Genomic DNA, 25,353 nt, shown 5'->3' on the forward strand with positions numbered 1-25,353 from the left:
TAAAGCCCGACGCTATTGATTAAAATGTAAAAGTTTTTATTATCAACAATTTAATATTTTATAACAATCGAACCCAGATTATTAAATAAAATTCGTGCATTCGTGGCAAAAAAGCTGAACGCAAAACTTCCATCAACCACACACATTTTCACAGATGATTGAAAATAAAATCTGCATAAAATAAATCAATCACCACGAATGCACGAATTTAATTTTTAATGCAGTTAGTCTGAATTCTCATTAAAACCTCTTCTCTATTTCAAAAAACTTCCCGAAATTTACAGTCTGTGCGTTAAACAAAAAAATTAATGAATTAAAGAACAATTAAAACAAACATACAGTAAAACTTAGCATAAGTTTTCTTCGGGGCAGGGTGCAATTCCCTACCGGCGGTTATAGTCCGCGACTCCTTTTTTACGAAAGGACTGATTTGGTGAAATTCCAAAACCGACAGTTACAGTCTGGATGAGAGAAGAAAATGAAACAATCAATAAGACTATTTTGATAGACTTATTGTGTTGTATTTCATTTCCATGTACCGAAGTGTATTTTAACTTAAAATTAAAATAACATGGAAAAATTATTAGAAAAATTCGGAGCTACTTCGAGAGAACGTGTAGAAAATGCACTTCTAAAATTGCAACAAGGAAAAGGCATCCTTTTAGTAGATGATGAAAACCGCGAAAACGAAGGCGATATCATCTTTCCCGCCTCCACCATTACAGAAAAAGACATGGCACTTTTAATTCGCGAATGCAGCGGAATCGTTTGTCTGTGTATTTCGGAAGAGAAAAGTAAACATCTTAATCTTCGTCCGATGGTGGAAGCCAACAATTCAAAAAATCAAACCGCATTTACTATTTCCATTGAAGCTAAAGAAGGTGTTGAATCCGGAGTTTCTGCGAAAGACCGCGTTACAACCATCCGAACAGCCATTGCCGAAAATGCTTTGGCAGAACACATCGCAAGTCCGGGACATGTTTTCCCTTTAATTGCCAGAAAAAATGGAGTTTTCGAAAGAAGAGGTCACACAGAAGGAAGTGTAGATTTGGTAAAAATGGCAAATTTGGGCGATGATGCCGTTCTTTGTGAATTGACCAACGAAGACGGAAGTATGGCAAGGCTTCCCGAAATTGTAGATTTTGCAGAAAAAAGAAATATGACCGTAGTAACTATAGAAGATATTTACGCTTATCGTAAAATGATTTTGAGTAACTAAAAACATAGGTTTAACGCACATCAACAGTCCACTTAAGTAATCTTAAGTGGACTGTTTCATTCAGAATCAAATAATTATGTAAAATATTTCACAAATAATATATCTTTATTAAAAATAAAAAATGAAAAAAAACTCTACTTATTTTAATTTCTTCAACAGGTTTCTTATCTGCTCAAACTACGATTACAAAAGCATTTAATGACCCTATTATCGGTGAAACAATCAACAATGTTAATATCAACGGAACGGTTGATAATTCTTCAACAGGTAATAATGTGACCTTTACCAATACAAGCTTAACAGCGGGTTCGGCATCTTCAGCAAATTATTCTGCACCAAGTTCAACTGAAATTTCTACTTTTCCTGGATCGACTATTAAAATGACAGGGGGCGGAAGTACTGCTTACTACAAACAGACCGCAACGAAACTTGAGATCACAGGATTGGTAACTCCTGATGCTACGCTGAATTTTTCTGCCAACAACGGAACTTTCATCGGCTATCCAGCAGCTTTTGGTTATTCGGATAGTGATACAGCAGCCGGAACATTTAGTGCAACCGCAGGATCGGGGAATTTTTCGGGAACAATCAATATTTCAGCGGATGCTTATGGAACTCTTCTCATCGGAACTAAAACATACCCTAATGTTTTAAGAATAAAATCAATACAGAATTTCACATTGACTGTATTTAGTTTTCCGGTAGGAACCATTGTCAATACAACCTATGCTTATTATGATAATTTACATAAAGCACCATTATTAAGTACTACTAATGCTGTAATTACCGTTCAGGGAACTCCACAAAACACCAATATAGCGCAAGGTTTAAATGAGACTTTCCTGGCTGTTTCAGATTTAAAATTAAGAGAAAAACTAAGCATTTACCCTAATCCGGCGCAGAATTTTATTCAATTAAAAGGGAATGTTTCAAAAGATTCTAAAATTAAAATCTATAGTTTGGATGGAAAATTAATTAAAACTACAGATTTAAAATCAGAAAAAATTGAAATTTCAGAATTATCTCCAAGTTCCTATTTTATTGAAGTTTCAGACTCAAAAAACCTTAAAGAAACTACTAAATTCATAAAGAAATAAAATTATTTTTATAAAACTTTCAACCGTTCTAAGATTTTAGAACGGTTTTTGATTTAACGTTTTTATAAACTTTTGTTCTTTCATTCGTGAACTTACCCAGATGCTTTTCTCTTATTTTAATTAAAATTGTAAAGCCATGAAAAAACTACTTCTTATTATCCCCTACTTCATTATTTCTGAAGCAACGGCACAGGGAATTATGAATAACGAACCATCGCTTCCGGAAGATAAAATGAATATTATTAAAACCAATGTTACAGGTTACGCTTTCAGAAATATCAATTTATCATACGAAAGATCAATTAACCGCTGGTTTGCCGTAAATGTAGGCTTTGGAACCGTTGCAGAAGGCAAAGTTCCTTTTATGAATGCTTTTCTGGATGAAGAGGATGAGAAAAAATTTCAAAATATTAAAATCAAAGCAACCAATTTTACCATAGAGCCTAGATTTTACATTGGCGAAGGCTATGGCAAAGGATTTTATTTTGCACCTTATTACCGATATTCAAAAGTCTCTACCAATACTTTTGATTTTACTTTCGATTACAATGCTTTTGAAACCACATATCCTGTTCCGCTAAAAGGTTTGGGTGATGCCAATGGTAACAGTGGCGGATTGATGATAGGTGCACAGTTTTTTCTGAATACGCAACACAGCTTTATCTTAGATTTCTGGATTGCCGGTGCACACTACGGTTCAGGAAAAGGAGACTTCACGCTGACAAGTGATGTTATTCTAACTCCTGAAATGCAGGCACAGCTGAAAAAAGAAATTCAAAATCTGGATGTTCCCTTTGTAGATTACACTGTAGAAACTAATGCAAACGGAGCTCGTATTAAAGTAGATGGTCCTTGGGCAGGATTTAGAAGCGGTTTTTCGCTAGGGTATAGATTCTAATAATATAAAATGCGCCTTAGAAAGTTTTCTGAGGCGCATTTAATATTTTAACTGTAACATTCTTTAAATCTAGAAATCAAGTTATCCATCGTATGTCTCTGTACATAAACTGTTTTTACATCTTCATATCTTGGAGATTTGTAAAACACTTCATGGAAATCCATACTACCATTACCTACTTTTACAATTTTTTGAACATCAATGTTCAATTTTTTCAATTCATCTTTTAAGACCTGAAATTCGTCTTGAATATTATTCATCTTTACATTTTGTTTTAAGTTATAAAATCATCATTTGTTTCACTATTTACCCCTATAAAAATCAACATAAGGTTAAATTTTTAATAAATTTAGCAAATATATTTAACTCAGCAAAGGGGTTGGGTCAATTTTTAATGATTTATATTAATTGCAAAAACTATACCTAACTGAATAGTTATTAATGAAAGATGAATTTAACATGAACCAAATGTTAACAAATACGGATTTGATCGGACTTTTCATAATTGATTCTTATTGAATCATTTAGTAAAATAAGGTTTAAAATAAATTTCATTAACTAATAAAATTTTAATGAAAAATGAAAAAAAAATTTAACCTTAAGCAATTTCAAACATCAAAAAGGGAAATATATCACCATGAATATCTTCACAACTGTTTCTCTTATAGTTTTTACTGCAACTTCAGTATGCATTTCTGCACAAAAATATGAGCCCGTAATTTTAGAAGCTAAAAAAGGAAATGAAAAGCAAAATGCCTCGGCTAAAAAAGAAGAGATAAAGCATTTTCTACAGTTCGGAATGATGTCACGAAACCACGACAGTTTTAAACAAAAATATGGAGTACATGTACTTTACGAAAACTGCGTTATCACTCCATTTATGTCTGAGAAGGCAAAAAAGAATAATCAGGAAGTTGCCCAATATTTAAACAAAAAATATGGTGAAAGCTGGAAAAAAGATTTAGAAATCATTCCTTACGGTTTATAAACTCTGCTTTTCTTCTACTTCAACTTCGTGTCTCAACTGTGCTTTATATAATGTAGAGTAATATCCGTTTTTATCTAAAAGTTCCAGATGTTTACCTTCTTCAACGATTTTACCATGCTCCATCACAATAATTTTGTCGGCTTTCTCAATAGTTGAAAGTCTGTGTGCAATGATAATTGATGTTCTGTTTTGGGTAATTTTCTCTGTCGCTCTTTGGATCAATTTTTCACTTTCGTGGTCAATTGACGAAGTCGCCTCATCTAAAATTAAGATTTTAGGATCTGACAAATATGCTCTTAAGAAAGAAAGCAACTGTCTCTGTCCTAATGAAATAGACGAACCTCTTTCGCTCACCACAAATTCGTAACCACCAGGAAGACTTTCAATAAAGTCATCAACTTCAATTTCTCTTGCACCGGCTTTTATTTTCTCTAAAGTTACCTCATCGTCACCAAATGCAAGGTTTTCGTAAATACTTCCGTGGAACAGGAATACATCCTGCAAAACTACACCAATATGACTTCTCAGGTTATACAGTTCATAATCTTTAAGTTCAACATCATCAATATAAATTTCACCCGAGTTGATATCATACAATCTCGTAATTAAGCTGATAATTGTAGATTTTCCAGCTCCGGTTGCACCAACAATAGCCACAGTTTCTCCAGGATTTACTTTAAAATCAATTCCTTTTAAAACTTCCTGTTTCTCATCATACGCAAAACGAACGTCTTTGAATTCTATCTTTCCGTCGAAATGATCTTTCTTTACGGTCCCTGTATTTGGCATCGCGTAATCTTCATCCATCACACCCAAAACTCTTTCTGCACCTACAATTCCACGCTGAATATTGTTGAAACGATCTGCAATCTGTCGTAAAGGACGAATCAACATCGAAATAAACTGAATAAACGCAATCACAACACCCGCACTGATGGTAATATAACCTCCATAAAACAGGACAAAACCAATGAAAAGGGATGAAATCAATTCAACAACAGGGAAAAATAAGGAGAAGATAAAAACTGTTCTCAACAAAGCACTTTTTAAAGTGATATTAATATCATCAAACTTTTTAAACTCTGCCTTTTGCCTGTTGAATACCTGAATAATCGGCATTCCCGCCAATCTTTCCTGCACAAAAGAGTTTTGATTGGAAGTCCAGGTTCTTTCATCACCAAATGCTTTCTTCAGCCTTTTCTGGAAAAATCGTGTAATCACAACCATTAAAGGTAAAATGGCAAGAGAAATATAACTCAGATGCACATCAACCTGAAACATCATAAATAAAACGAAGACAATTCTCAAAACATCTCCGAAAACCATTAGAAAACCGTCTGTATAAACCGTTGCAATGGTTTCTACATCACCCACCGCTCTAGTCACCAACTGACCAATTGGAGTTTTATCAAAAAAAGCAGTTCTGAAATAAATCAATTTGTTATAAAGTCTTTCACGAATATCTCTGATAACATTCTGCGAAATGTAGTTTGAGAAGTAAACCAAAAAGAAATTTAAAATCGTTTCGGCAAATACCAACCCAACCAAAACATAAATATGCTTCATCATGAGCGCTTTATCTTTCAGCTTCGTGATGTCATTATCTACAATCTGCATTGTAAGATAAGGTCTGTACGTAGAAACAACCGATAATATGATGGAAATAATCAAGGTAAAAATAAACCAGGAACGAAACTTCATACCGATGAAGAAAAGCCTTTTTACAATTGCCCAGGTATCTTGTTTTTTCATTATAGAAATTGACGTAAAGAATTATTTTGAAAAAATTCTCTGCAAAAATACGGCTTTAAAATTTTACAGCTCGAAGAATTGAGATAGAAAATTAAAGATATCTGTTATTTACCAAATGTATATTTAATGAAGATCTTTTGTATGCTCGGTTCCGATTTCTTCAATCTCCCAAACCGGACTTTGAATATTTTCTTTTTTAAATCTGTTCTCAAGAATTCTATAAACTCCATAAACAGCACCAATTGCAAAAAGCCAACTGATAATATTAATACCGGAAAAACCTGCATAATTATTATCATTCAAAGAATTAGGATCTGTAAAAGCAACGTACATTCCATAGGAAAACAAAAATAATAGTTGAAATCCCAAATAAATCCCAATTGCCAAAAGCCCGAAATGCCATTTGGTTTTACCAAATCTCTCGGCCAAACCTGCATAATAACGATATGCGCCCACAAGAATAATTATTGACATCATAGTTTTTAGTTTTTTAATATGTTTTTTGAATTAAACACAAATTACACAAATATTTTTCACAAATTAGCACAAAAGCACGAAAATTATTTGTGAAGATTAGTGTTGATATTCGTGAAATTTGTGTTTAAATATCAATCAAATTCATAGCCTACATCCACCAAAAACAATGCATGAGCCGGTGCAGAAGTTCCTGCAGAATTTCGGTTTTTATTTTCTATTACTTTTCGGATATCTTCCGGTTGTATCTTCCCGGAGCCTACTTCTACCATTGTCCCTACAATTGCTCTTACCATATTTCTCAGAAAACGGTTTGCTGAAACGGTGAATTTCAATTCGGTTCCGTTTTGCTCCCATTCTGCTTTATACATTTTGCAGAGATTGGTTTTGTTGTCGGTATGCAGTTTTGCAAAGCTTGTAAAATCTTCGTATTCAAATAAAATCTTACAGGCTTCATTCATTTTATTGATATCTAAAGGTTTTCTCCAATGTTGCCAAGCCAAATCCTGCGTAAACGGATCTTTTTCCAAAGAAATATAATATTCATAGGTTCTGAAAGTGGCATCAAAACGAGCATGAAAATCATTTTTAACTTCAAAAATTCGTTTTATCGAAATATCAGCAGGTAAAAAACTATTCAGCTTATGAGTAAGCTGATCGCTTAAAACCTGATCCGTCTCAAAATGGGCAAACATTTTCTTGGCATGTACTCCGGTATCTGTTCTTCCCGCTCCAGTTGTTTTAATTTTTTCTTGTAAAATTGTAGAAAGCGCTCGTTCCAGTTCTTCCTGTACGGAAATATCTTTCGGTTGGATCTGGTAACCAAAATAATTTTTTCCGTTGTATGAAAATTCTATAAAATATCTCAAAATCGATCAATATTAAATTTCAGAAATAAAATGGAAGATAAATTCCCATCAAAATGATAAAATATTGTCATTTGTTTTTTACTTCTTAAACGTTCCTGCAAAAATACTTTAATTTGATGGCAAAAAAAATTGTTAATTTATTTCGAAAACTGATTAAAAACATCCATTAACGGTTTTAAAATTCTTATTTTTGCCAGTGTATGAAAAGATGGTACCTCTACCCTTTTTCCTTGGGTTATCATATGGTTACGGGCATCCGAAACACCATGTATGACTTAGGAATTTTTAAGTCTACAGAATTTAAGACACCGATCATCAATGTCGGCAATCTTTCTGTGGGCGGAAGCGGAAAATCTCCAATGGTAATGTATTTGGCTAAATCTTTATCTAAACATTACAGAACAGGCGTTCTTTCCAGAGGTTACGGAAGATTAACCAAAGGATATGACGTTACCAACTACGACAGCAATTATAAAACTGTGGGTGATGAAGCGATGCAGCTTTTTGAGCGTTTCAAAAACCGTTTTGTGATTGCAGTTTCTGAAGACCGAGTTCCCGGCGCAAAAAAAGTAATCGATGATATGGATCTTGATGTGTTGATTCTTGATGATGCAATGCAGCACAGAGCCATCAAAGCAGGATTCAATATTTTGATGACCGATTTTAATGATCCTTACTTTAAAGATCATCTTCTTCCGGCTGGAGATTTAAGAGAATCTAGAGCTGGAGCAAAAAGAGCAGACATTATCATGGTCAGCAAATGCCCTGATGAACTGACTGAGGAAACCAAGCAATATTATATTTCAAGGATAAAACCAGAGCGCAGTCAAAAAGTGTTTTTCTCATCTATTGGATATGACGAAAATGTTTATTCAAGAGAGAAAATGCTTCCAGATAATAACCTGAATTATTACGACATTCTTTTGATCACAGGAATTGCCAATCCGAAACCTTTATTGGCACATTTAGCAAAGTTTTCGCAGCGTGTAAAGCACCTGAAATTCAGAGATCATCATAATTTCACTGATGCGGATATTAAAAATATCATCGAAGAATACAAAAAAATGGGCGAATACAAATTAATCTTAACGACTGAAAAAGATTATGTACGCCTGAAAACTTTCGACTATCTTAGAGATATGGTCTATTACTGGCCAATCAATGTGGTGATTGATAAAAAGGAAGAATTCAATCAAATGATTATGAATTATGTAAGTAAAAAACAATAGAAAATCTGCGGCGAAAGTTGCAGATTTTTCATTTACTATAGATTGTTTCAATTCTTAAATTTAAGCCAATTCATATATTTTCATTTCTAAATTACGTTTCAATGTTTAGATTTGTAAAAATAAATATCTGCATATGAAACAGCTGTTAACTTTTATGATGTTGAGCATTTTCACTCTGGGTTGTGCACAAAAAACACCTGAAGTTTCCAAAACTCAATTTTCAAAAGAAGCATTAAATCAGAAACTGGAAGATGAAAATGGAAAAAACATCAGCGTTCAGGAAATATTAAATCAACATAAAGGAAAAGTTTTGGTCATTGATTTCTGGGCTGGTTGGTGCAGAGACTGCCTTCAAGCATTACCAAAAGCTGAAGAATTGGAGAAAAATAATCCGAACATCGATTTCGTTTTCTTTTCACTTGAAAGATCAAAAGAAAAATTTGACAGCAGCCTGGAAAGATTTAATATGAAAGAAAAAGAAAATTACTGGTTTGCTTCAGGCTGGAAAAATGATTTTAATAATTATATTGACCTTAACTGGATCCCGCGATATATGGTGATTGATCAAAAATCTGCGATTGCAAAATATTACGCCATTTCTCCCGAAGATCCTGAAATACAAAAGACAATTGATAGACTTTTAAAATAAAGTTGAGGTTAAAATTTAGGCTAAATTTTAAATCTTAAACACAGAACTTTTCAACAAAAACCATAGAATCCATATCTTTGTGATATGGATTTTTCTTTTCCACTCCGCAAAATAATTCATGTTGATATGGATGCATTTTATGCTTCTGTGGAGCAGTATGATAATCCTGAATTACGAGGAAAAGCGATTGCAGTTGGCGGTGGTCATCGTGGAGTCGTTTCGGCGGCGAGCTATGAAGCAAGAAAATTTGGAGTCCGTTCTGCGATGCCCAGTAAAACTGCGAAAGAAAAATGTCCGCATTTAATTTTCGTTCCGCCTAGATTTGCACGGTACAAAGAAATTTCCAGAAAAATCCGCGAAATTTTCTACGAATACACCGATTTGGTAGAACCACTTTCTCTGGATGAAGCCTATCTTGATGTTACCGAAAATAAAAAAGGGATTGAATCTGCGAATCAGATTGCCAAAGAAATCCGTCAGAAAATATTTGAAGAAACCGGTTTAACCGCTTCAGCAGGAATTTCAATTAATAAATTTTTAGCAAAAGTAGCTTCAGACATTAATAAACCAAACGGACAAAAAACTATTCACCCCGAAAAAATAGAAAAATTTCTGGAAGAATTGCCTGTTGAAAAGTTTTACGGCGTCGGAAAAGTTACCGCCAACAAAATGTTTAGCCTCGCAATTTATAAAGGAAAAGATTTAAAAAACAGATCTCTTGAAGATTTAACGAGACTTTTCGGAAAATCGGGGAAATATTATTACAATGTTGTTCGTGGAATTCATCATTCTGAGGTAAAACCCAACCGCATCCAAAAAAGCGTTGCCGTAGAACGTACGTTCTTCGAAGATCTTTTTGATGAACAGCAGATCAACGAAAAATTAGAAAATCTTAGCCAAGAACTTCATCAGCGTTTACAGAAACATCAAATTCTAGGAAGATCTTTAACATTGAAGATTAAATACAAAGATTTTTCATTATTTACCCGAAGTTTTACGAAGGATGAATATTTTACATCTCCCGAACAATATTTTTCAACTTCAAAAAAACTTTGGGAGCTCCGTCCTTTTGATAAAGCGGTACGATTATTGGGACTATCATTGTCACACCTCAACACCGAAGAAAAAAAGCAGGTTTCAGTACAGCTTAAAATTCCGTTTGAGGAGTTTGAAAATTAAAAGATTGATTTTCAATACATAATCTCACCTAAAACATTAACTATGAACCAAACCATGATTCAGTTTTTCCACTGGTATACAGAAGGAAATGGGAAACTATGGAAGCAGGCAGAAAAACAGGCAAAATATTTATCCGAATTCGGTATTACATCAGTATGGTTTCCTCCGGCTTATAAAGGAACGAATGGTGGATATTCTGTAGGATACGATGCTTACGATCTTTTTGACCTTGGAGAATTTGACCAAAAAAATTCAACTGCAACAAAATACGGAACCAAAAACGATTATAAAAAAGCCATTCAAAGCTTAAAGAAAAATAATATTGAGGTTATTGTAGATGTGGTTTTAGGTCATAAAGCTGGTGGAGATGAATTAGAAAAATTTAAAGTAGTAAAAGTTGATGAAAACAACCGTGAAAAAGTCATTTCTTCAGAAATTGAAATAGAATCTTATACAAAATTTACTTTTCCGGGACGAGGAAAAAAATATTCAGATTTTGAATGGAATTTCACTTGCTTCAGCGGTGTAGATTATGCAGAAGGCAAAGAATCACATATCTATAAAATCAAATCTGAATATGGTGATGACTGGGAAGAAATGATCGATGATGAAAAAGGAAATTACGATTATCTGATGTTTAATGACATTGAACACCGAAATCCTCATGTGCGTGAAGAGCTGAATAAATGGGCAAAATGGTATTTTGATGAAACAGATTTTGATGGAGTAAGACTGGATGCTTTAAAGCATATTTCATTTGATTTTTATAAAGAATGGTTAACGATGCTCCGTTCTAATTCCGGAAAAAATATTTTTGCGGTTGGTGAATATTGGGCTCCCGGACAATTGAATTTATTGCAAAAATATATTGAAGCTACAGAAGGTTGTATGAGTCTTTTCGACAGTTCGCTTCAAAATAATTTTCACACCGCATCCAAAGAAGGTGATTCTTATGATTTAAGAAATATTTTGTCTGAAACTTTAACAGAAGCTGACCCGATGCATTCTGTAAGTTTAGTTGATAATCATGACACCCAACCTTTGCAGGATTTGGAAGCGCCTGTTGAAGCATGGTTTAAACCTCTTGCCTATGCCCTTATTTTATTAAGAGAAAAAGGATATCCTTGCGTTTTTTATCCGGATTTGTTTGGAGCTCATTATAAAGATAACGATCGTGAAGGAAACGAACAGGAAATATTTTTAGATAAAGTAGACGGTATTGAGGAACTTTTAAAAGCCAGAAAAGAAAATGCTTACGGAATTCAAAGAGATTATTTTGAAGATGCCAATTGTTTAGGCTGGATTCGTGAAGGAGATGAAGAACATCAAGGTTGTGCCGTTGTTTTGAGCAATAAAGATGCTTATGAAAAACCTATGGAAATGGGCGAAAAATACATTGGAAAAATCTTTTACGATGCCTTGGGAAGATTTCAGGAAAAAATAGAAATACGAGAAGACGGTTGGGGAGATTTTCCTGTTCCTGCAGGAAATGTAAGTGTTTGGATTCCTGAATAAGATTCTTTCTAAAACTCTCGCAGATTGAGCAGATTTTAAGAATATTAAATAAATCTGCGTAATCTACAAAATCTGCGAGAGATTAATATTCTAAAGCATTTATTGATCAAAAAAAAATTGGATAAAGCCCGTTTATATTGATATTTAAACAAAAAATCCAGCCTTTTTCAAGACTGGATTTCGTTTTTATTATTTTTTTAAATACAAATCAAAATAATCGGTCACTTTTTGCATCAAATGTACTCTGTCTTTCCCAACCACATTATGCGGATGTCCCGGATAAACAAAATAATCCATCTGAACTCCGTGATCTACTGCAGACTTGATAAATTTCATTGAATGTTGCCAAACTACCACATCATCCTGCGCTCCATGAATCATTAATAATTTACCTTGTAAGTTCTGAACTTTATCCAATAGATTCGAAGTAGCATAACCTTGAGGATTTTCCTGTGGAGTATCCATATATCTTTCACCGTACATGATCTCGTACATGCTCCAGTCAATCACAGGACCACCTGCAACACCTACTTTGAAAACATCAGGCTTGCGAAGCATAAAACTTGTTGTCATAAATCCACCAAAACTCCATCCGTGAATTCCCATTCTTTCGGAATCTACATAAGGAAGTGATTTCAGATAATTAACGCCTTTCATTTGATCTTCCATCTCTGTCGTTCCTAAGTTTCTAAAAACAGCCTGCTCAAATTTAAGCCCACGGTTTGAAGAACCTCTTCCATCCATTGTGAAAATAATGTATCCGTTTTGAGCCATATATTCATACCAAAGATTTCCTGAAGCAGGGAAAGTATTGGTTACAAGCTGCAAATGCGGACCGTTGTACAAATAAACAATGGCAGGATATTTCTTATTTGGGTCGAAATTGGTTGGAAGAATGACTTTTCCATATAAGATTGTTCCGTCATCTGCTTTCAGATTAATATTTTTAATTTCCGGACGGTCATAGTTTTTCAACGGGTTGTCGGATTTCAAAAGATTAGTCGCCTTTAAAGTCGTTGTGTTAAGAATATCTGCAACTCTAGGTGTCGTTGCATTGCTGTAAGTATCATATAAATAATTACCATCGCTGCTCAAAACTCCTGAATGCACTCCTTCTGCGTTGTCCATTCTCTGGGTTTTGAACGTATTCCAGTTGATTCTGTACAGATGTTTTTCGGTAGGATTATCTTGGGTAGAAACATAATAAATTTCTTTTTTCTTTTCGTTAAACCCTAAAATATCGGTAACCAACCAATCGCCTTTTGTAATTTGAGCAATGAGTCCTTTTTCTAAACTGTAGTGGAACAAATGATTATACCCTGATCTCTGACTTTGCCAGATGAAATCTGTATTTGAATTCGGGAAAAACGTCAACGGATGCTGTGGTTCAACATATTTATCACTCGTTTCTTCGAACAATGTATTGATGAAGTTTCCTGTAACAGCATCATATTTATTCATTTTTAAATGATTCTGACCTCTGTTTAAAACCCCAACGAAAATAAATTTAGAATCCGGGCTCCAGGTAACTGCTGTTAAATACTGATCTTTTTCACCTTCTACTTTAAGAAAAGTGGTAGACTGGTTTTTAATATTATAAACTCCCAATGTCACTTCATGAGAAGTTTTTCCAGCCATCGGATATTTAATATTGGTATTCACTGCCGGAGTTACAGACCAGTCAATTACAGGATAATCTGCAACCATGGTCTGATCCATTCTGTAAAACGCTACATTTTCAGAATTGGGAGACGGAAAAATTCCTGTGTCAATTCCAAATTCGTTTCTGTGAACATTAGAAGCTCCATTCAAAATATTTTCGTTAGAATCATTCGTTATCGCAACTTCTTTTCCGTTTTTATTGATGAATAGGTTATTGTTTTTTGTATAAACCAAAGTCTGATTATCTGCCAACGTTTTTACATTAGAAGGATTATCTCCTAAAGTTACCGAACGCTTTACTTTCCAATCACTACCCGATTTTTCTAACCAATACATTTGATTATTAGCTGTCAAATAAGCTTCAGAATTGGTGATAAATTTTACAGGAGGAAGACCTTTCAACTTTTTATCTGCAAAATTTTTGTTCAATTGAGATAAAGAGATTAAAGTATCCTGCTTATTCGTTTTAATATCCGTAGTCAAATATCCGCCTTTTACCGCCTGAATATAAGATTTACTGTCGCTTGACCATGAAAATTGCGAGATATTTTTTACCGCAAGATTAGTTCTCATCCCGTTTACAGCTTCCGCCATGGTAAATTTCTGGGTTTGTGCAAAAGCTGTTCCACCCAAAACAACCATCAATAAAGAAAATTTATATAATTTCATTGTATAAAATTGAATCCGTCAAAAATAAGAAATAAAAACCACCCGTTAAGAAATGTTAAAATAAAAAGATTGTGAAAATGCATTTTAAACTTTAAAAAGAATTATACATTATAATTTGAAAAGTTCCTGAATAATATCATTTTACTGTTCTCAATCTACAAATTGTTATCTTTGTAAAAAATTTAAAACAAAAATATGAGCGTACACATCAGTGCAAAAAAGGGAGAGATCGCCAAAGTTGTTTTGCAACCGGGAGATCCGCTTCGTGCAAAATATATAGCAGAAAATTTTCTTGAAAACGCAAAATTAGTAAGCCAAACAAGAGGTATTTTTTATTATACCGGAACTTACAAAGGAAAAGAAATCTCTGTAGGAGCAAGTGGAATGGGTTTCCCAAGTATCGGAATTTATTCTTTCGAGCTGTACACAGAATATGAAGTTGATACGATCATCAGAATCGGAACTTGCGGCGGATATTCGAGTGATGTGAAATTATTCGATATTTTAAATGTAGAAAATGCAGCCAGCGAAAGCACGTATGCAAAATATGCTTGGGGATTTGAAGAAGAGATTTTTTCTCACCAGGGAAACATTTATGATATCATCAACGAAACAGCTGAAGAATTAGGGTTAAAAGCTAAAGCAACCAACATTCACAGCAGTGATATTTTTTACAGAAAAGATCCTGCAACTCCTGCAATTGCTACAAAATACAATTGTCCTGCAGTAGAAATGGAGGCTTTTGGATTGTTTGCCAATGCCAAACATTTAGGTAAAAATGCAGCGACTATTCTTACGGTTTCTGATATTATTCCAACCCAGGAATTTATTTCAGCAGACGAAAGAGAGACCGCTTTGAAACCAATGATCGAATTGGCTTTAGAAGCTGCTTTGAAAGTAATTTAATAAAAATCAGTTGATCAATAAAAAGAGCTTTACTTTGTGAGTAGAGCTCTTTTTTATATTCTGAAAAAATTTCTGGCGACTTCTGTAGTTTCATCGGCAACTTCAGAAATATTTATTTTTTTGAGATGTGCGATTGTCTGTGCTACATAAGGCAAAAATGACGGTTCATTTCTGCGGTTTTGCATTCTCGGTATATTTTTCGGAAGCATAAAAGGCGCATCGGTTTCAATCATCATTCTATCGAGTGGAACATATTTGATGACTTCTTCCAAATGTTTAAATCTGTTTGTATCACTTATGGCTCCGGTGAATCCTAAATAAAATCCTTTATCCAGATAAATTTTCGCCTCTTCTAAAGTTCCCGTAAAACAATGAACCACTGCTTTCGGAAGTTTTGATAAATATTCGTCTGTGATTTCGTTGAATCTTTTGAAAGCGGCTCTTTCATGAAGAAAAAGAGGTTTGTTAATTTCAATTGATAATTCTAGTTGAGCGCGATAACATTTTTCCTGAATGGGTCTTGGTGAAAAATCTCTGTCAAAATCTAATCCACATTCTCCAACCGAAACGACATGATCTTGCTTTAAAAGTTTTCTTAATTCATTAATACTTTCGTTGTTGAAAGATTTTGCATCGTGCGGATGAATTCCTGCTGTAGAAAATAAAATTTCGGGATAATCTTTTGCGATTTCCGCTGACTCTTTGCTTCCACGGACGCTCGTTCCAGTAAGAATCATTTGTTCAACTCCATTGTCGAGAGCTCGGTTGATGATTTCTTCTTGCTCATTGTAAAATTGTTTATTGGTCAGATTGATGCCAATATCGATAAATATGTTCATTTTTTGTTTGTTTTATTATTTATTAAAAAATATCTCGTTACATGTGCTCTGTTGATTGAGCTTTTGAAGGCTTTTTCAGAATAGAAACTTCTGTAATCAGAATCAGTTGTTCCGTTGATTTCTCTTGTGATTTTAACCCAGATTAATTTGTGTCTTTTTCTCCTTTGCTTAAAAAATTTAATGGTTTCACTAAGCTGGTCTTCGATTTCAGATTTTTCAGTTCTCCTCCATTTCTTATTGCCATGCTTTTTTAAATAAGGTCCAATCTTACCATATTCGAAGCTTCTGAAAGTTCCTTTATTGTAAATGTTTTTCATATTGATTTAAATTATAAAAGGGAAACAGGCAAGATTTGAACTCGCAATTTCTCGAGGTTTGAGACATTTTTCCATTTAAATTACTGCTTCGATATTTTTCAGGTCTCAACTTCTAAAAGACTGAAATATTCTTCCGCTGTAAGCGGTCTTGGAAAGCCTTGCGGAATAATTTCTTTTGTTAATTCACAAATTAATAGATCTCCTTGCCTTTTAAGACATTTGATGTATGGAATAATATTTTCATGAACTCTAAATGTTGAAGCAATCGCCATTAAAGCATTATCTTTATATTCTTCCTCTATCCATAACCAATGTTCTTTTTCTGTAGAGGGGCACCAGCATCTTATGGCATAAGAATATGGTGACGTTCTTCTGGTAAACAATCTAAGTTTTTCATTTTTAATCCCGTGAACTTCATAGCGGTTAATCTTTTTAATCAGAACTTTGTTTTTATTTTCGTTATATTTATAATAATTAACTTCAATTTCCGCTTCATTAATTTTCTCCGCTCCGAGTTTTTCCATTAAATTTTCTACTCCAAAATAACTGAAACAGAAAAGTCTAAAGTTTCTGTTTTTAGCATTAAAAAACTCTTCATATTTCATAGGTTCGACTTCGTTCCACAGCTTTTCAATTTTATTTAAAATTTTCGTAAAAAACGGAGTTTCATACCTCTCCCATTCTCTTTCATATTCGCGAGTAATAAAGTTCTCAAAATTATGATGTCGCAGTTTTAAAACAGATACCAATTTACTGATATGATAGCTCGGGAAATGAAAAACCTCATAGAAAGGTAGTTTGCAAATAATAAATTTATTCTTTGTAACATAAAGATTATCATTGACTTTAAAATAAATATTTTTTGCTTTATGCTCAAATCCTTCATTTTTGTCGTACAAATAATGTTCTATTTCTTTTAATGAAGGAAACGTATAATCTTTGTAATTTGATTTTATTCGTTCATCTCCCCATTTCCCAAGATATTCTAAAGTATCAAAATTAGTTTTATGAGAATATGACACCTTTCCGTTAATCCTTTTTAAATGTCTAAAATCATAGACAACTCCCATATTCATTAATAAATCTCCCACTTCTGTAAGATTCGGACTGTTTGTTTTAAAAACACAAAAACGATTTTTTACTTTCTCAAGCTTATCTAAGTAACAGGTTTCAAAACCATAATTATTAAAACTTCCGTTTATTTCTTTCAACTCAGAAAGCTTTGCCCCGCAATTATGCCTGATTATTATATTCCCAGATTTTTCCATGATGTGAAAAACTGCATACGAAGATATAATCAAGTCAATAGTTCCATTTATTTCCTTAAGTTGAGGAAGAGATAATTTTGTTTTGATAAGTTTCAAATTTCCCTTCATTTTTTTCAGCATCGGAAAGTCGTAGCTGAACTGAGGTTCTAATTCATCACGGCTTTCTATTTTCAGCAAACCATGAATGAACTCCAGATTAGGGAAGGATGTATTTTTACCATAAATATTAACTTCACCATGAATTTCCTGATGTGGAATAATAATATTGTCTCCAAAGATATCTATATTGAAAATTCCTTTTTCTGAAAGACTTTCTACTTCATCCTGATGATTGACGGGTATTACTTTTTTTATTTTCGTCAACGCTTTGTTAAATGCTGTAACTAAAGCATTTTTCACAGATATATTTCCACTGATTGTTACCAGATTCTTAAAGTTGAAATCTACTATACATTTAAAATTTCCATCCACTTTTTCAAGCTGATCCAATACTGCTGTACAATGCATCGTAAGGTTTCCTCCGACTTTTTTGAGTTTAGGAAACTCTCCATTTTCGGCATCAATGGAAAGGTTCCCTTTTATACTAATAAGATTTGGAAAAGCACAACCCCTTCCGCGTAAAAGTAAATTCCCTTCAATGACTTCGAAATCAAAAATCATATTATTAGCATAAATTTCTATTGATGTATTATCATCAAAAATATTCTCCGCCAAATCTTTTTCGGAGAATATTTTATACTGTTTTATATAATTAATCGTATGCATTTTCTATCGTTTGTGTTATCGGATTATATTCCTGCTGAATATATTTTATGAAATATTCACTGTCTATTTGAAGCGTTTCATGTTCATTATGTGTTATAAAGCCGTTTTCTGAAATAAAGAATGTTTCTGTTGTTCCTTTTTTATCCAAAACTTCATAGTTCAAAGTCCTTAAAACATGTGGATTTCCTGTTTTCTCAAGAAAATATTCTTTTTTCTCCTTATCCTTTACAGTATTTTTTTCTTCTTTAAAAAAAATAATATCTTGCTGTACTTTGCATTCTTTTTCCACAGAAATTCTTACATGCCCTTTTACAGATAAGAAAATCTGAGGCTTATTTATAATTTTGAAAAAATTTAATATTTTTTTTAACATGACATAATATTTATTTAAAACAAAAGAAGGTCGGGATTGAACCGACAACTTATTCCTGATAGAATACCATTTTTCCAAATTAAACTACTTCTTTTATTTTTTGGGAGTACAGCGGGAGTCGAACCCGCAACCTCTAATCAGTGAAGTCAGTGTTCTTCCAATTAGAACTATGTACTCCTTTCGAAACGCATGGGACTTGAACCCACAACCTCTGACTTGGAGGGTCAGCGCTCTTCCTTTGAGCTAACGTTTCTGTTTGGGAGATAAGCAGGAATCGAACCTGCAACTCATCTTAGCAGGATGTATTTTTCCTTTTAAACTATTATCTCCGTTTTGGAAAGCGTGTGGGACTCGAACCCACGACCTCCGCCGTGATATGGCGGCATTCTTCGCTGCTGAACTAACGCTTCCTTTATATTTTACCAGTTATTAACTTTATAATTTTTCAATAAAACTCCACTAAAACAATTTCCGTTGATCCCTTCCACGATCGGATGCAAAATTCTCGCAGCTCCGTCCACAGAATCCAACGGTGGGATATATCCCTGTTCAAATTGTTTTTTTCTCAAACTTTCTTTTGCTCCTGTAGAGATCCACCCTACATCAACTGCGGTCATATAAATTTGGTCTTTTTCAAATTCTTTTGCAGAAGTCAGAGTCATCATATTTAAAGCAGCTTTCGTCATATTGGTGTGAGGATGAAACATTGTTTTGTTATCATAACTGAAGATCCCTTCCGAAGAAGTCACATTAATGATAAATCTCTCTTTAAAAGATGAGTCTTTCAATAATTGTTTTAGTTCTTTAATTAGGAAATACGGAGCAATATGATTGATTAAGTTCACCTCAACCAATTCATACATCGAGACTTCTTCCAAGGTAGAATTCCAGCTTGTTTTATCTCTATTGTCAACGGGTTGTCCAAAACGTGTTAAAGCAACATTGGTTTCTTCGTTCTGAGCATATTCAAGCTTTCCAACTTCAGTTGAAATTTCTGTTTTATTCGGAATTAATTTCTTGTAATTTTTAAATTCTACCAACATTTCGTTTTCACGTTTAATGATCGGCAAATAGTATTCATCAGGATATTTGATGGTTTGAGCTGCATTATTGATCAAAATATCAAGCGTTTCAAAATTTGATCTATAAAAATCTATAAACTCCTGAATTGCTTTTAAATTTCTCAAATCCAGACCATACACCCAAAGTCTATCTTTCCAATCTTCATAATCAACTTCCTGTTGCAAAGTTTCTAACGCTAAAGCGGGAAAACGAGTTGTTAAAACCAAATTAGCTCCATTTCTTAATAATTTCAATGCTGCCGCAAAACCTACTTTTACACGTCCTCCTGTCAAGATCGCATTTCGTCCTGATAGATCTGTTGATAAAAACCGTTTTTCATAATTTTCATCGGCACATTTCGGGCACAATCTTGTATAAAAAGAATGAGCGTATTGATAGCTTTGATTACAGCTGTAGCAGTTTTTGGGTATTTGTAATTTTGTAAGTTGAGTATCATTTTTTTCGTCATCATAAAAATCAGAAACTCCAGCCAAAGCTTTTTTCATCAAAACAGATTCAGAATTGACTTCCAAATCATGGTTTTTCATTTCAGAATAACTTTCCTGACGGTTTTGCTTTTTAGCATTCTTATGAATTTTTGTAATTAATCCGGAGAACGTTTTATTATCGGGATTCAGAAATGGCTCATCTTTCAAGGCATTCAAAACCTTAAGACATGACTCCCATTCGTTTTGTGAAAAATTTTCATTAGAAAAATCCATTGCTTTTATTTTATGTTGACAAAATTAGCTGCGTAATACGCAATCTTTTTACGCAGTATTTTTTATTTAAAATTAATTTTAATTTTTCGTTACTCATTTATAAAACCTTCCAAAAAACCAATCAGATTTTTTCCGCCGTGGCTCCAACGAATTCCGTGGCCGTCTTTTTCTCTGACCTCAAAAACCAATTCGTGTTTGTAATGAAAGAACACATTCCACCACGTTTTATTTTCTAAAACAAAATTGATTTTCTGCATGACGATTTGCTGTTTTTGATGATTATTTCCTTTTATTTCACCCCAAAACTGGTCTTCCATTCTTCCGACGTGCTTTTCCCAAGCTCTCTGTGCAATGCTAATTTCTTTATTGAAAGATCTTTCACAAGCTTCTATCAATAAACTTTTCAAAGGAGGAATTGCATTTTCGTCTCGCAAACTTGCTGAAGTCAGTCTTTGTCCCAAAATATTCAACCAATGTTCAAAAGAAATTTCTTCCAGTTGTTTTACTTTAACTGTATCTGAATTTTCAGAATGTAAAATATGAGTAAATAAATTGAAACTGTCATCACGATTAATTTTAATTTCATCGTTAAAAAATGGAAAATCGAGATCTAAAGTTTGGTCTTTAAATTTTTGAATATTCAGACTCAAATTTTTAAGATGTTCTTCAGCTAAAATTCCCTGATATTTTTCTTTCCAGTCTTTTGAAAATAATGGAATATAGTCTTCAAATAAGTTCATGATTAAAACATTTTCACAAGATTAACATACAATTTTTCTTCGTTAATCAAATACTTAACAAGATTAAACCAATTTTTAGAATAATCTAAAATCCAGGCATCAGAAGAAACTATTATTTCTGCATTTTCAACTAAAAATCTATCCGGATTAAATTCCAGTTGAACATTCCAATCAAAATTATTTTCTTGAGCAAGATCTAAAATTTTTTCTTTGATCCTTCCACTGTTTGAAACAGGTTTATCAAAAATCCAGATTAGCTTTTGTACCTGAGATTTCTGAAAAAATGTAGCAACCAATTCAATCGCTTTTTGTGTTTGATTGACTCTTTTGTAAGTTCCATGAACACCGGAAAGATCACGAAAGCAACCGTCGATTCCTTCAAAAATATAAGCTTCAGAAAGTAAACTTTCCAATAAAATTAATACATTAAAGCCATCCAGGTAAATCGTTTTATCTTTTAAATCTGAAATTAGAAGTTCTATATTTTTTCTGCTCTGAATCTGATTTTCAGAAGCCGAAGCTCCACGCAAAGCCTGAATTTGTCGGGCTTTCAGTCGGTAATGATTACCCACTAATTCGGAGGACGCTTTTTCTGCATAATTCCGACTCAGCAAATATTTCATATCCTGAATGGATAATTTCAGTTTATCAATCTGCTTTTGTGAAGAAAATAAGGTGTCGTCGCCTGTGTTTTTTCCACGATTTCTATTGTTCATATTCAAAAATATAATTTTTGAAGCAAATCATACTATTTTCATTTAAAATCACATATTTGCGCAATCGATTACTCAAAATTACATTTTAGAGCTTGTTTTTGGGGAAAATGTTTTTCCTATAATCAAAATAATTTAAGTTTAAAATCAAATAATACAAATTCAAAATATACTTAAGACACTGAAAATAAAGGCTTAATATTAAATCCGTTATTTCAAATTCACATATTCTTAAAAATTTACTGAGTATTGCCTAAAATTATTACATTTAAAGGTTAACAATTATTAATTCATTAATGAAGTTTATAGGATATGATGTTGGAAGCTCATCGATAAAGGCTTCTGTCGTAGATGAACAGGGTAAAGTGATTGCCCATGCAAAATATCCGGAAACAGAAATGCCTATTGATTCTCCAAAAATTGGTTGGGCAGAACAAGATCCGGAACAATGGTGGCAAAATCTCAGAATTCTTACTCAAAAAGTAATTGCAGAAAGCCATATCGATAAAAACGAAATCAAAGGAATTGGTATTTCTTACCAAATGCACGGTTTGGTTTTGGTGGGAAAAGATAAACAGGTTCTTCGTCCATCAATTATTTGGTGCGACAGTCGTGCCGTAGAAACTGGCGACCAGGCTTTCAATGATTTGGGTGAAGAAGTTTGTATGAATAAACTCCTTAATTCTCCAGGAAATTTCACTGCTTCAAAATTAAAATGGGTAAAAGAGAACGAGCCCGAAGTGTATGAAAAGATCTGGAAATTTATGCTTCCCGGAGATTTTATTGCTTTAAAATTAAGCGGTGAAGCAACAACAACGGTTACCGGACTTTCTGAAGGTGTACTTTGGGATTTCCAGAAACATCAGCCTTCAAAAACATTATTAAATTATTGGGGAATTGATAAATCATTGGTTTCAAAAGTGGTTGATAATTTTACGGAGCAATGTGTCGTTTCGAAGCAAGGCGCTGAAGAAAGTGGCTTACCCGAAGGAATTCCTATTCTGTACAGAGCGGGAGATCAACCGAATAACGCTTTGTCTTTAAACGTAATGAATCCCGGAGAAATTGCCGCAACGGGTGGAACTTCCGGAGTAGTTTACGGTGTGACCGATAATATTCATTCTAAAGAATCTGTGCGAGTAAACAATTTTGCACACATTAACCATACTCAGGAAAAGCCAAGAATCGGGAAAATGCTTTGCTTAAATGGGGCAGGAATTCAGTACAGCTGGTTGAGACATCAGGTTGACCAGAAAAGACATTCTTATCAGGAACTGAATGATTTAGCATCGCAAATTCCAATCGGATCAGATGGAATCATCGTTTTACCATTTGGAAATGGAGCCGAAAGAGTTTTAAAAAATAAAGATATTGGTTCTTCTACTTACAACGTAAATTTTAACCGTCACAAAAGCGTTCATCTTTTCAGAGCCGGATTGGAAGGCATCGCCTACTCTTTCGTTTATGGAACTGAAATTCTTATGAATGATGGTCTTCAAAAAGGAATCATTAAAGCTGGAGGTGACAATTTATTTCGTTCTTCTTTGTTTGCGCAATCGATTGCATCTTTGCTAGATACTGAAATTAGAATTTTTGATACTACCGGTTCTACAGGAGCGGCAAGAGCAGCAGCAATCGGAGCAGGAGCATTTGATACACTCAACGATATTTTAACAGAAAAAGATATTACCACAACTTATATTCCTGATTTTAAAAATATGAATCAGTACAGAGAAAGTTATGCAAAGTGGAAAACAAAACTGGAGCAAGTAATTACTAGCTATTAGCGAATGGCAATTGGCTTTTAGCTTTACATTCAATTGTTAGCGATTCATTTAAACGATGACAAACTCGCAGCCCGACTTGAACGAAAATCCTTTTGAGAGGAGGAACAACGAACAAAAGATTGGGAGTGGAAGGCGGAATAGCTGCCCAAATAAAAACTCAACGATAAATTCAAAAATCAATAAAAATTAAAATATATAATATGTCAGTTACATTAGGAAACAAAGAATATTTCAAAGGAATAGAAAAAATCAAATTTGAAGGAAGAGAATCAGACAACCCGTTAGCGTTCAAATTTTATGATGAGAATTTGGTGGTTCGTGGAAAAACAATGAAAGAATATTTCAAATTTGCCTCAGCTTACTGGCACACGTTCTGCGCAACCGGTGGAGATCCATTCGGAGCTGGAACTCAGCAATTTGACTGGTTAACCGCTTCTGATGCAAAACAAAGAGCGATTGAAAAAATGGATGCTGCATTCGAATTTTTCACAAAGCTGGGCGTTCCTTATTACTGTTTCCACGATTATGATTTGATCGACGAGGCAGATAATTTTACAGAATCTACAAAAAGATTAGAATTCATCACCGATTACGCTAAAGAGAAACAAGCTGCTTCCGGCATAAAATTACTTTGGGGAACTTCGAACTGTTTTTCAAACCCAAGATTTATGAACGGGGCAGCAACCAATCCTTCATTTGATGTTTTGGCTTACGCAGGAGGCCAGGTGAAAAATGCTTTGGATGCAACGATTAAATTAGGTGGAGAAAACTATGTATTCTGGGGCGGTCGTGAAGGTTATATGTCTTTACTGAACACCAATATGAAACGTGAGCAGGAACATATGGCGAAGTTTTTACATATGGCGAAAGACTATGCAAGAGCTCAAGGTTTTAAAGGAACCTTCTTCATCGAACCAAAACCTATGGAACCTACAAAACACCAGTATGATTTTGATGCAGCAACTTGCTTAAACTTCCTTCGTCAGTACGATCTATTGAATGATTTTAAATTAAATCTTGAAGTCAACCACGCGACTTTAGCACAACATACTTTTGAACACGAACTTCAGGTTGCTGCTGACAATAATGTTTTGGGAAGCATCGATGCGAACCGAGGAGATTATCAAAACGGTTGGGATACAGACCAGTTCCCGGTTGATCTATATGAAATGACTCAGGCGATGTTGGTGATTATTCAGGCTGGAGGTTTCCAAGGTGGAGGTGTGAATTTCGATGCGAAAATCAGAAGAAATTCTACAGATCGTGAAGATATTTTCATCGCTCACATCAGCGGAATGGACAATTTTACAAGAGCTTTCCTTGCTGCTGATAAAATTTTAGAAAAATCAAAATATTCTGAAATCAGAACCAACAGATATGCTTCTTTCGACAGTGGAAAAGGAAAGGATTTCGAAGACGGAAATCTTTCTTTAACAGATCTTTCAACTTATGCTCAAGGTTTGGGAGAAGTAGGTAGAGAAAGCGGAAAACAGGAATATTTGGAAAGCTTAATTAATCAGTATTTATAATATTGGTTAATCGCAAAGGCGCAAGTTTTTTTACTTTGAAAATATTTTAAGGCGCAAGAGAATCTAAGATTCTCAGCAAGGACTATTTTCGATATTAATTATATTAAATTTTATCTGAGATAAAATCTTTGC

23 protein-coding genes, 5 tRNA genes and 1 riboswitch are annotated in these 25,353 nt (G+C 33.8%); of the genes, 11 read left to right on the forward strand and 17 right to left on the reverse strand.

Annotated elements, in window-relative coordinates; all coding sequences use genetic code 11:
• Nucleotides 1-355 precede the first annotated feature (355 nt).
• Nucleotides 356-481, forward strand: a riboswitch (FMN riboswitch).
• 90 nt (nucleotides 482-571) lie between these two features.
• The 3 genes from ribB (at nucleotide 572) to AB671_RS01545 (ending at nucleotide 3,214) form a co-directional block, all read left to right on the forward strand.
• Nucleotides 572-1,219, forward strand: coding sequence for a 3,4-dihydroxy-2-butanone-4-phosphate synthase (gene ribB / locus AB671_RS01535; RefSeq protein ID WP_066679424.1), 648 nt, complete (start codon nucleotides 572-574; stop codon nucleotides 1,217-1,219).
• A 275-nt stretch (nucleotides 1,220-1,494) separates the two neighbouring features.
• The gene (locus AB671_RS01540) at nucleotides 1,495-2,316 is read left to right on the forward strand and encodes a T9SS type A sorting domain-containing protein (protein WP_228390955.1); all 822 of its coding nucleotides are present in this window, start codon (nucleotides 1,495-1,497) and stop codon (nucleotides 2,314-2,316) included.
• A gap of 136 nt (nucleotides 2,317-2,452) precedes the next feature.
• The gene (locus AB671_RS01545; protein ID WP_066679426.1) at nucleotides 2,453-3,214 is read left to right on the forward strand and encodes a DUF3575 domain-containing protein; all 762 of its coding nucleotides are present in this window, start codon (nucleotides 2,453-2,455) and stop codon (nucleotides 3,212-3,214) included.
• Between the two features lie 47 nt (nucleotides 3,215-3,261).
• On the opposite strand, the gene AB671_RS01550 is transcribed toward AB671_RS01545, so the two are convergent.
• Entirely contained in the window at nucleotides 3,262-3,474 is a 213-nt protein-coding gene (locus AB671_RS01550) for a hypothetical protein (RefSeq protein ID WP_066679427.1), read from the reverse strand.
• A 377-nt stretch (nucleotides 3,475-3,851) separates the two neighbouring features.
• Between AB671_RS01550 and AB671_RS01555 the strand changes: the two genes are divergently transcribed.
• The gene (locus tag AB671_RS01555; RefSeq protein ID WP_066679428.1) at nucleotides 3,852-4,202 is read left to right on the forward strand and encodes a hypothetical protein; all 351 of its coding nucleotides are present in this window, start codon (nucleotides 3,852-3,854) and stop codon (nucleotides 4,200-4,202) included.
• Here AB671_RS01555 and AB671_RS01560 read toward each other — a convergent pair.
• From AB671_RS01560 to truA, 3 genes are all read right to left on the reverse strand, one after another.
• Nucleotides 4,197-5,954 (reverse strand): ABC transporter ATP-binding protein, encoded by a 1,758-nt coding sequence (locus AB671_RS01560; protein WP_066679429.1) that lies wholly within the window; start codon nucleotides 5,952-5,954, stop codon nucleotides 4,197-4,199. The two genes, AB671_RS01555 and AB671_RS01560, sit on opposite strands and share 6 nt — an antisense overlap.
• 123 nt (nucleotides 5,955-6,077) lie before the next feature.
• Nucleotides 6,078-6,431, reverse strand: coding sequence for a hypothetical protein (locus AB671_RS01565; protein ID WP_066679430.1), 354 nt, complete (start codon nucleotides 6,429-6,431; stop codon nucleotides 6,078-6,080).
• 131 nt (nucleotides 6,432-6,562) lie between these two features.
• The gene (gene truA, locus AB671_RS01570) at nucleotides 6,563-7,300 is read right to left on the reverse strand and encodes a tRNA pseudouridine(38-40) synthase TruA (protein WP_082987210.1); all 738 of its coding nucleotides are present in this window, start codon (nucleotides 7,298-7,300) and stop codon (nucleotides 6,563-6,565) included.
• A 197-nt stretch (nucleotides 7,301-7,497) separates the two neighbouring features.
• Here truA and lpxK point away from each other — a divergent pair, with 197 nt between their 5' ends.
• From lpxK to AB671_RS01590, 4 genes are all read left to right on the forward strand, one after another.
• Nucleotides 7,498-8,526, forward strand: a complete 1,029-nt coding sequence (lpxK, locus tag AB671_RS01575) for a tetraacyldisaccharide 4'-kinase (protein WP_066679432.1) — start codon at nucleotides 7,498-7,500, stop codon at nucleotides 8,524-8,526.
• 133 nt (nucleotides 8,527-8,659) lie between these two features.
• Nucleotides 8,660-9,175 carry a TlpA family protein disulfide reductase gene (locus tag AB671_RS01580; protein ID WP_066679433.1) on the forward strand — a complete coding sequence of 172 codons (516 nt, stop codon included), beginning with the start codon at nucleotides 8,660-8,662 and terminating at the stop codon, nucleotides 9,173-9,175.
• Nucleotides 9,176-9,259: 84 nt separating this feature from the next.
• Nucleotides 9,260-10,354, forward strand: a complete 1,095-nt coding sequence (gene dinB, locus AB671_RS01585) for a DNA polymerase IV (RefSeq protein ID WP_066679434.1) — start codon at nucleotides 9,260-9,262, stop codon at nucleotides 10,352-10,354.
• Between the two features lie 42 nt (nucleotides 10,355-10,396).
• Nucleotides 10,397-11,869 carry an alpha-amylase gene (locus AB671_RS01590; RefSeq protein WP_066679435.1) on the forward strand — a complete coding sequence of 491 codons (1,473 nt, stop codon included), beginning with the start codon at nucleotides 10,397-10,399 and terminating at the stop codon, nucleotides 11,867-11,869.
• A gap of 189 nt (nucleotides 11,870-12,058) precedes the next feature.
• On the opposite strand, the gene AB671_RS01595 is transcribed toward AB671_RS01590, so the two are convergent.
• Nucleotides 12,059-14,200 carry a S9 family peptidase gene (locus AB671_RS01595; RefSeq protein ID WP_066679436.1) on the reverse strand — a complete coding sequence of 714 codons (2,142 nt, stop codon included), beginning with the start codon at nucleotides 14,198-14,200 and terminating at the stop codon, nucleotides 12,059-12,061.
• Nucleotides 14,201-14,395: 195 nt separating this feature from the next.
• Between AB671_RS01595 and deoD the strand changes: the two genes are divergently transcribed.
• Nucleotides 14,396-15,106 carry a purine-nucleoside phosphorylase gene (deoD, locus tag AB671_RS01600; protein ID WP_066679437.1) on the forward strand — a complete coding sequence of 237 codons (711 nt, stop codon included), beginning with the start codon at nucleotides 14,396-14,398 and terminating at the stop codon, nucleotides 15,104-15,106.
• Between the two features lie 53 nt (nucleotides 15,107-15,159).
• Here the strand turns inward: deoD and AB671_RS01605 are convergent, their stop codons facing one another.
• From AB671_RS01605 to AB671_RS01650, 12 genes are all read right to left on the reverse strand, one after another.
• The gene (locus AB671_RS01605) at nucleotides 15,160-15,945 is read right to left on the reverse strand and encodes a TatD family hydrolase (RefSeq protein WP_066679438.1); all 786 of its coding nucleotides are present in this window, start codon (nucleotides 15,943-15,945) and stop codon (nucleotides 15,160-15,162) included.
• On the reverse strand, nucleotides 15,942-16,262 hold the full coding sequence (locus tag AB671_RS01610) for a hypothetical protein (RefSeq protein ID WP_066679439.1): 321 nt from the start codon (nucleotides 16,260-16,262) through the stop codon (nucleotides 15,942-15,944). The genes AB671_RS01605 and AB671_RS01610 overlap by 4 nt, the downstream gene beginning before the upstream one ends.
• 20 nt (nucleotides 16,263-16,282) lie before the next feature.
• Nucleotides 16,283-16,352 (reverse strand) — tRNA-Val (locus tag AB671_RS22145).
• A gap of 8 nt (nucleotides 16,353-16,360) precedes the next feature.
• Nucleotides 16,361-18,295 carry a hypothetical protein gene (locus AB671_RS01615; protein ID WP_066679440.1) on the reverse strand — a complete coding sequence of 645 codons (1,935 nt, stop codon included), beginning with the start codon at nucleotides 18,293-18,295 and terminating at the stop codon, nucleotides 16,361-16,363.
• Nucleotides 18,282-18,668 (reverse strand): hypothetical protein, encoded by a 387-nt coding sequence (locus tag AB671_RS01620; protein WP_082987211.1) that lies wholly within the window; start codon nucleotides 18,666-18,668, stop codon nucleotides 18,282-18,284. Before AB671_RS01620 ends, AB671_RS01615 begins: the two co-directional genes overlap by 14 nt.
• A 103-nt stretch (nucleotides 18,669-18,771) precedes the next feature.
• Nucleotides 18,772-18,845: transfer RNA gene (locus AB671_RS01625), tRNA-OTHER, on the reverse strand.
• A gap of 4 nt (nucleotides 18,846-18,849) precedes the next feature.
• A tRNA-Gly gene (locus AB671_RS01630) sits at nucleotides 18,850-18,921 on the reverse strand.
• Nucleotides 18,922-18,927: 6 nt separating this feature from the next.
• Nucleotides 18,928-18,997, reverse strand: a tRNA-Ser gene (locus AB671_RS22150).
• 7 nt (nucleotides 18,998-19,004) lie between these two features.
• Nucleotides 19,005-19,078: transfer RNA gene (locus AB671_RS01635), tRNA-Asp, on the reverse strand.
• A 9-nt stretch (nucleotides 19,079-19,087) separates the two neighbouring features.
• Nucleotides 19,088-20,452 (reverse strand): SDR family NAD(P)-dependent oxidoreductase, encoded by a 1,365-nt coding sequence (locus AB671_RS01640; RefSeq protein ID WP_066679441.1) that lies wholly within the window; start codon nucleotides 20,450-20,452, stop codon nucleotides 19,088-19,090.
• 89 nt (nucleotides 20,453-20,541) lie between these two features.
• Nucleotides 20,542-21,192, reverse strand: a complete 651-nt coding sequence (locus tag AB671_RS01645) for a hypothetical protein (RefSeq protein ID WP_066679442.1) — start codon at nucleotides 21,190-21,192, stop codon at nucleotides 20,542-20,544.
• Between the two features lie 2 nt (nucleotides 21,193-21,194).
• Nucleotides 21,195-21,908, reverse strand: a complete 714-nt coding sequence (locus tag AB671_RS01650; protein ID WP_066679443.1) for a DUF434 domain-containing protein — start codon at nucleotides 21,906-21,908, stop codon at nucleotides 21,195-21,197.
• A gap of 293 nt (nucleotides 21,909-22,201) precedes the next feature.
• Between AB671_RS01650 and AB671_RS01655 the strand changes: the two genes are divergently transcribed.
• Both AB671_RS01655 and xylA read left to right on the forward strand, forming a co-directional pair.
• Nucleotides 22,202-23,692 carry a xylulokinase gene (locus AB671_RS01655; protein ID WP_066679444.1) on the forward strand — a complete coding sequence of 497 codons (1,491 nt, stop codon included), beginning with the start codon at nucleotides 22,202-22,204 and terminating at the stop codon, nucleotides 23,690-23,692.
• A gap of 200 nt (nucleotides 23,693-23,892) precedes the next feature.
• Nucleotides 23,893-25,221 carry a xylose isomerase gene (gene xylA / locus AB671_RS01660; RefSeq protein ID WP_066679445.1) on the forward strand — a complete coding sequence of 443 codons (1,329 nt, stop codon included), beginning with the start codon at nucleotides 23,893-23,895 and terminating at the stop codon, nucleotides 25,219-25,221.
• Nucleotides 25,222-25,353: the final 132 nt, after the last annotated feature.

Origin of the sequence: Chryseobacterium sp. BGARF1 (assembly GCF_001677955.1) — a bacterium.
GTDB lineage: Bacteria > Bacteroidota > Bacteroidia > Flavobacteriales > Weeksellaceae > Chryseobacterium.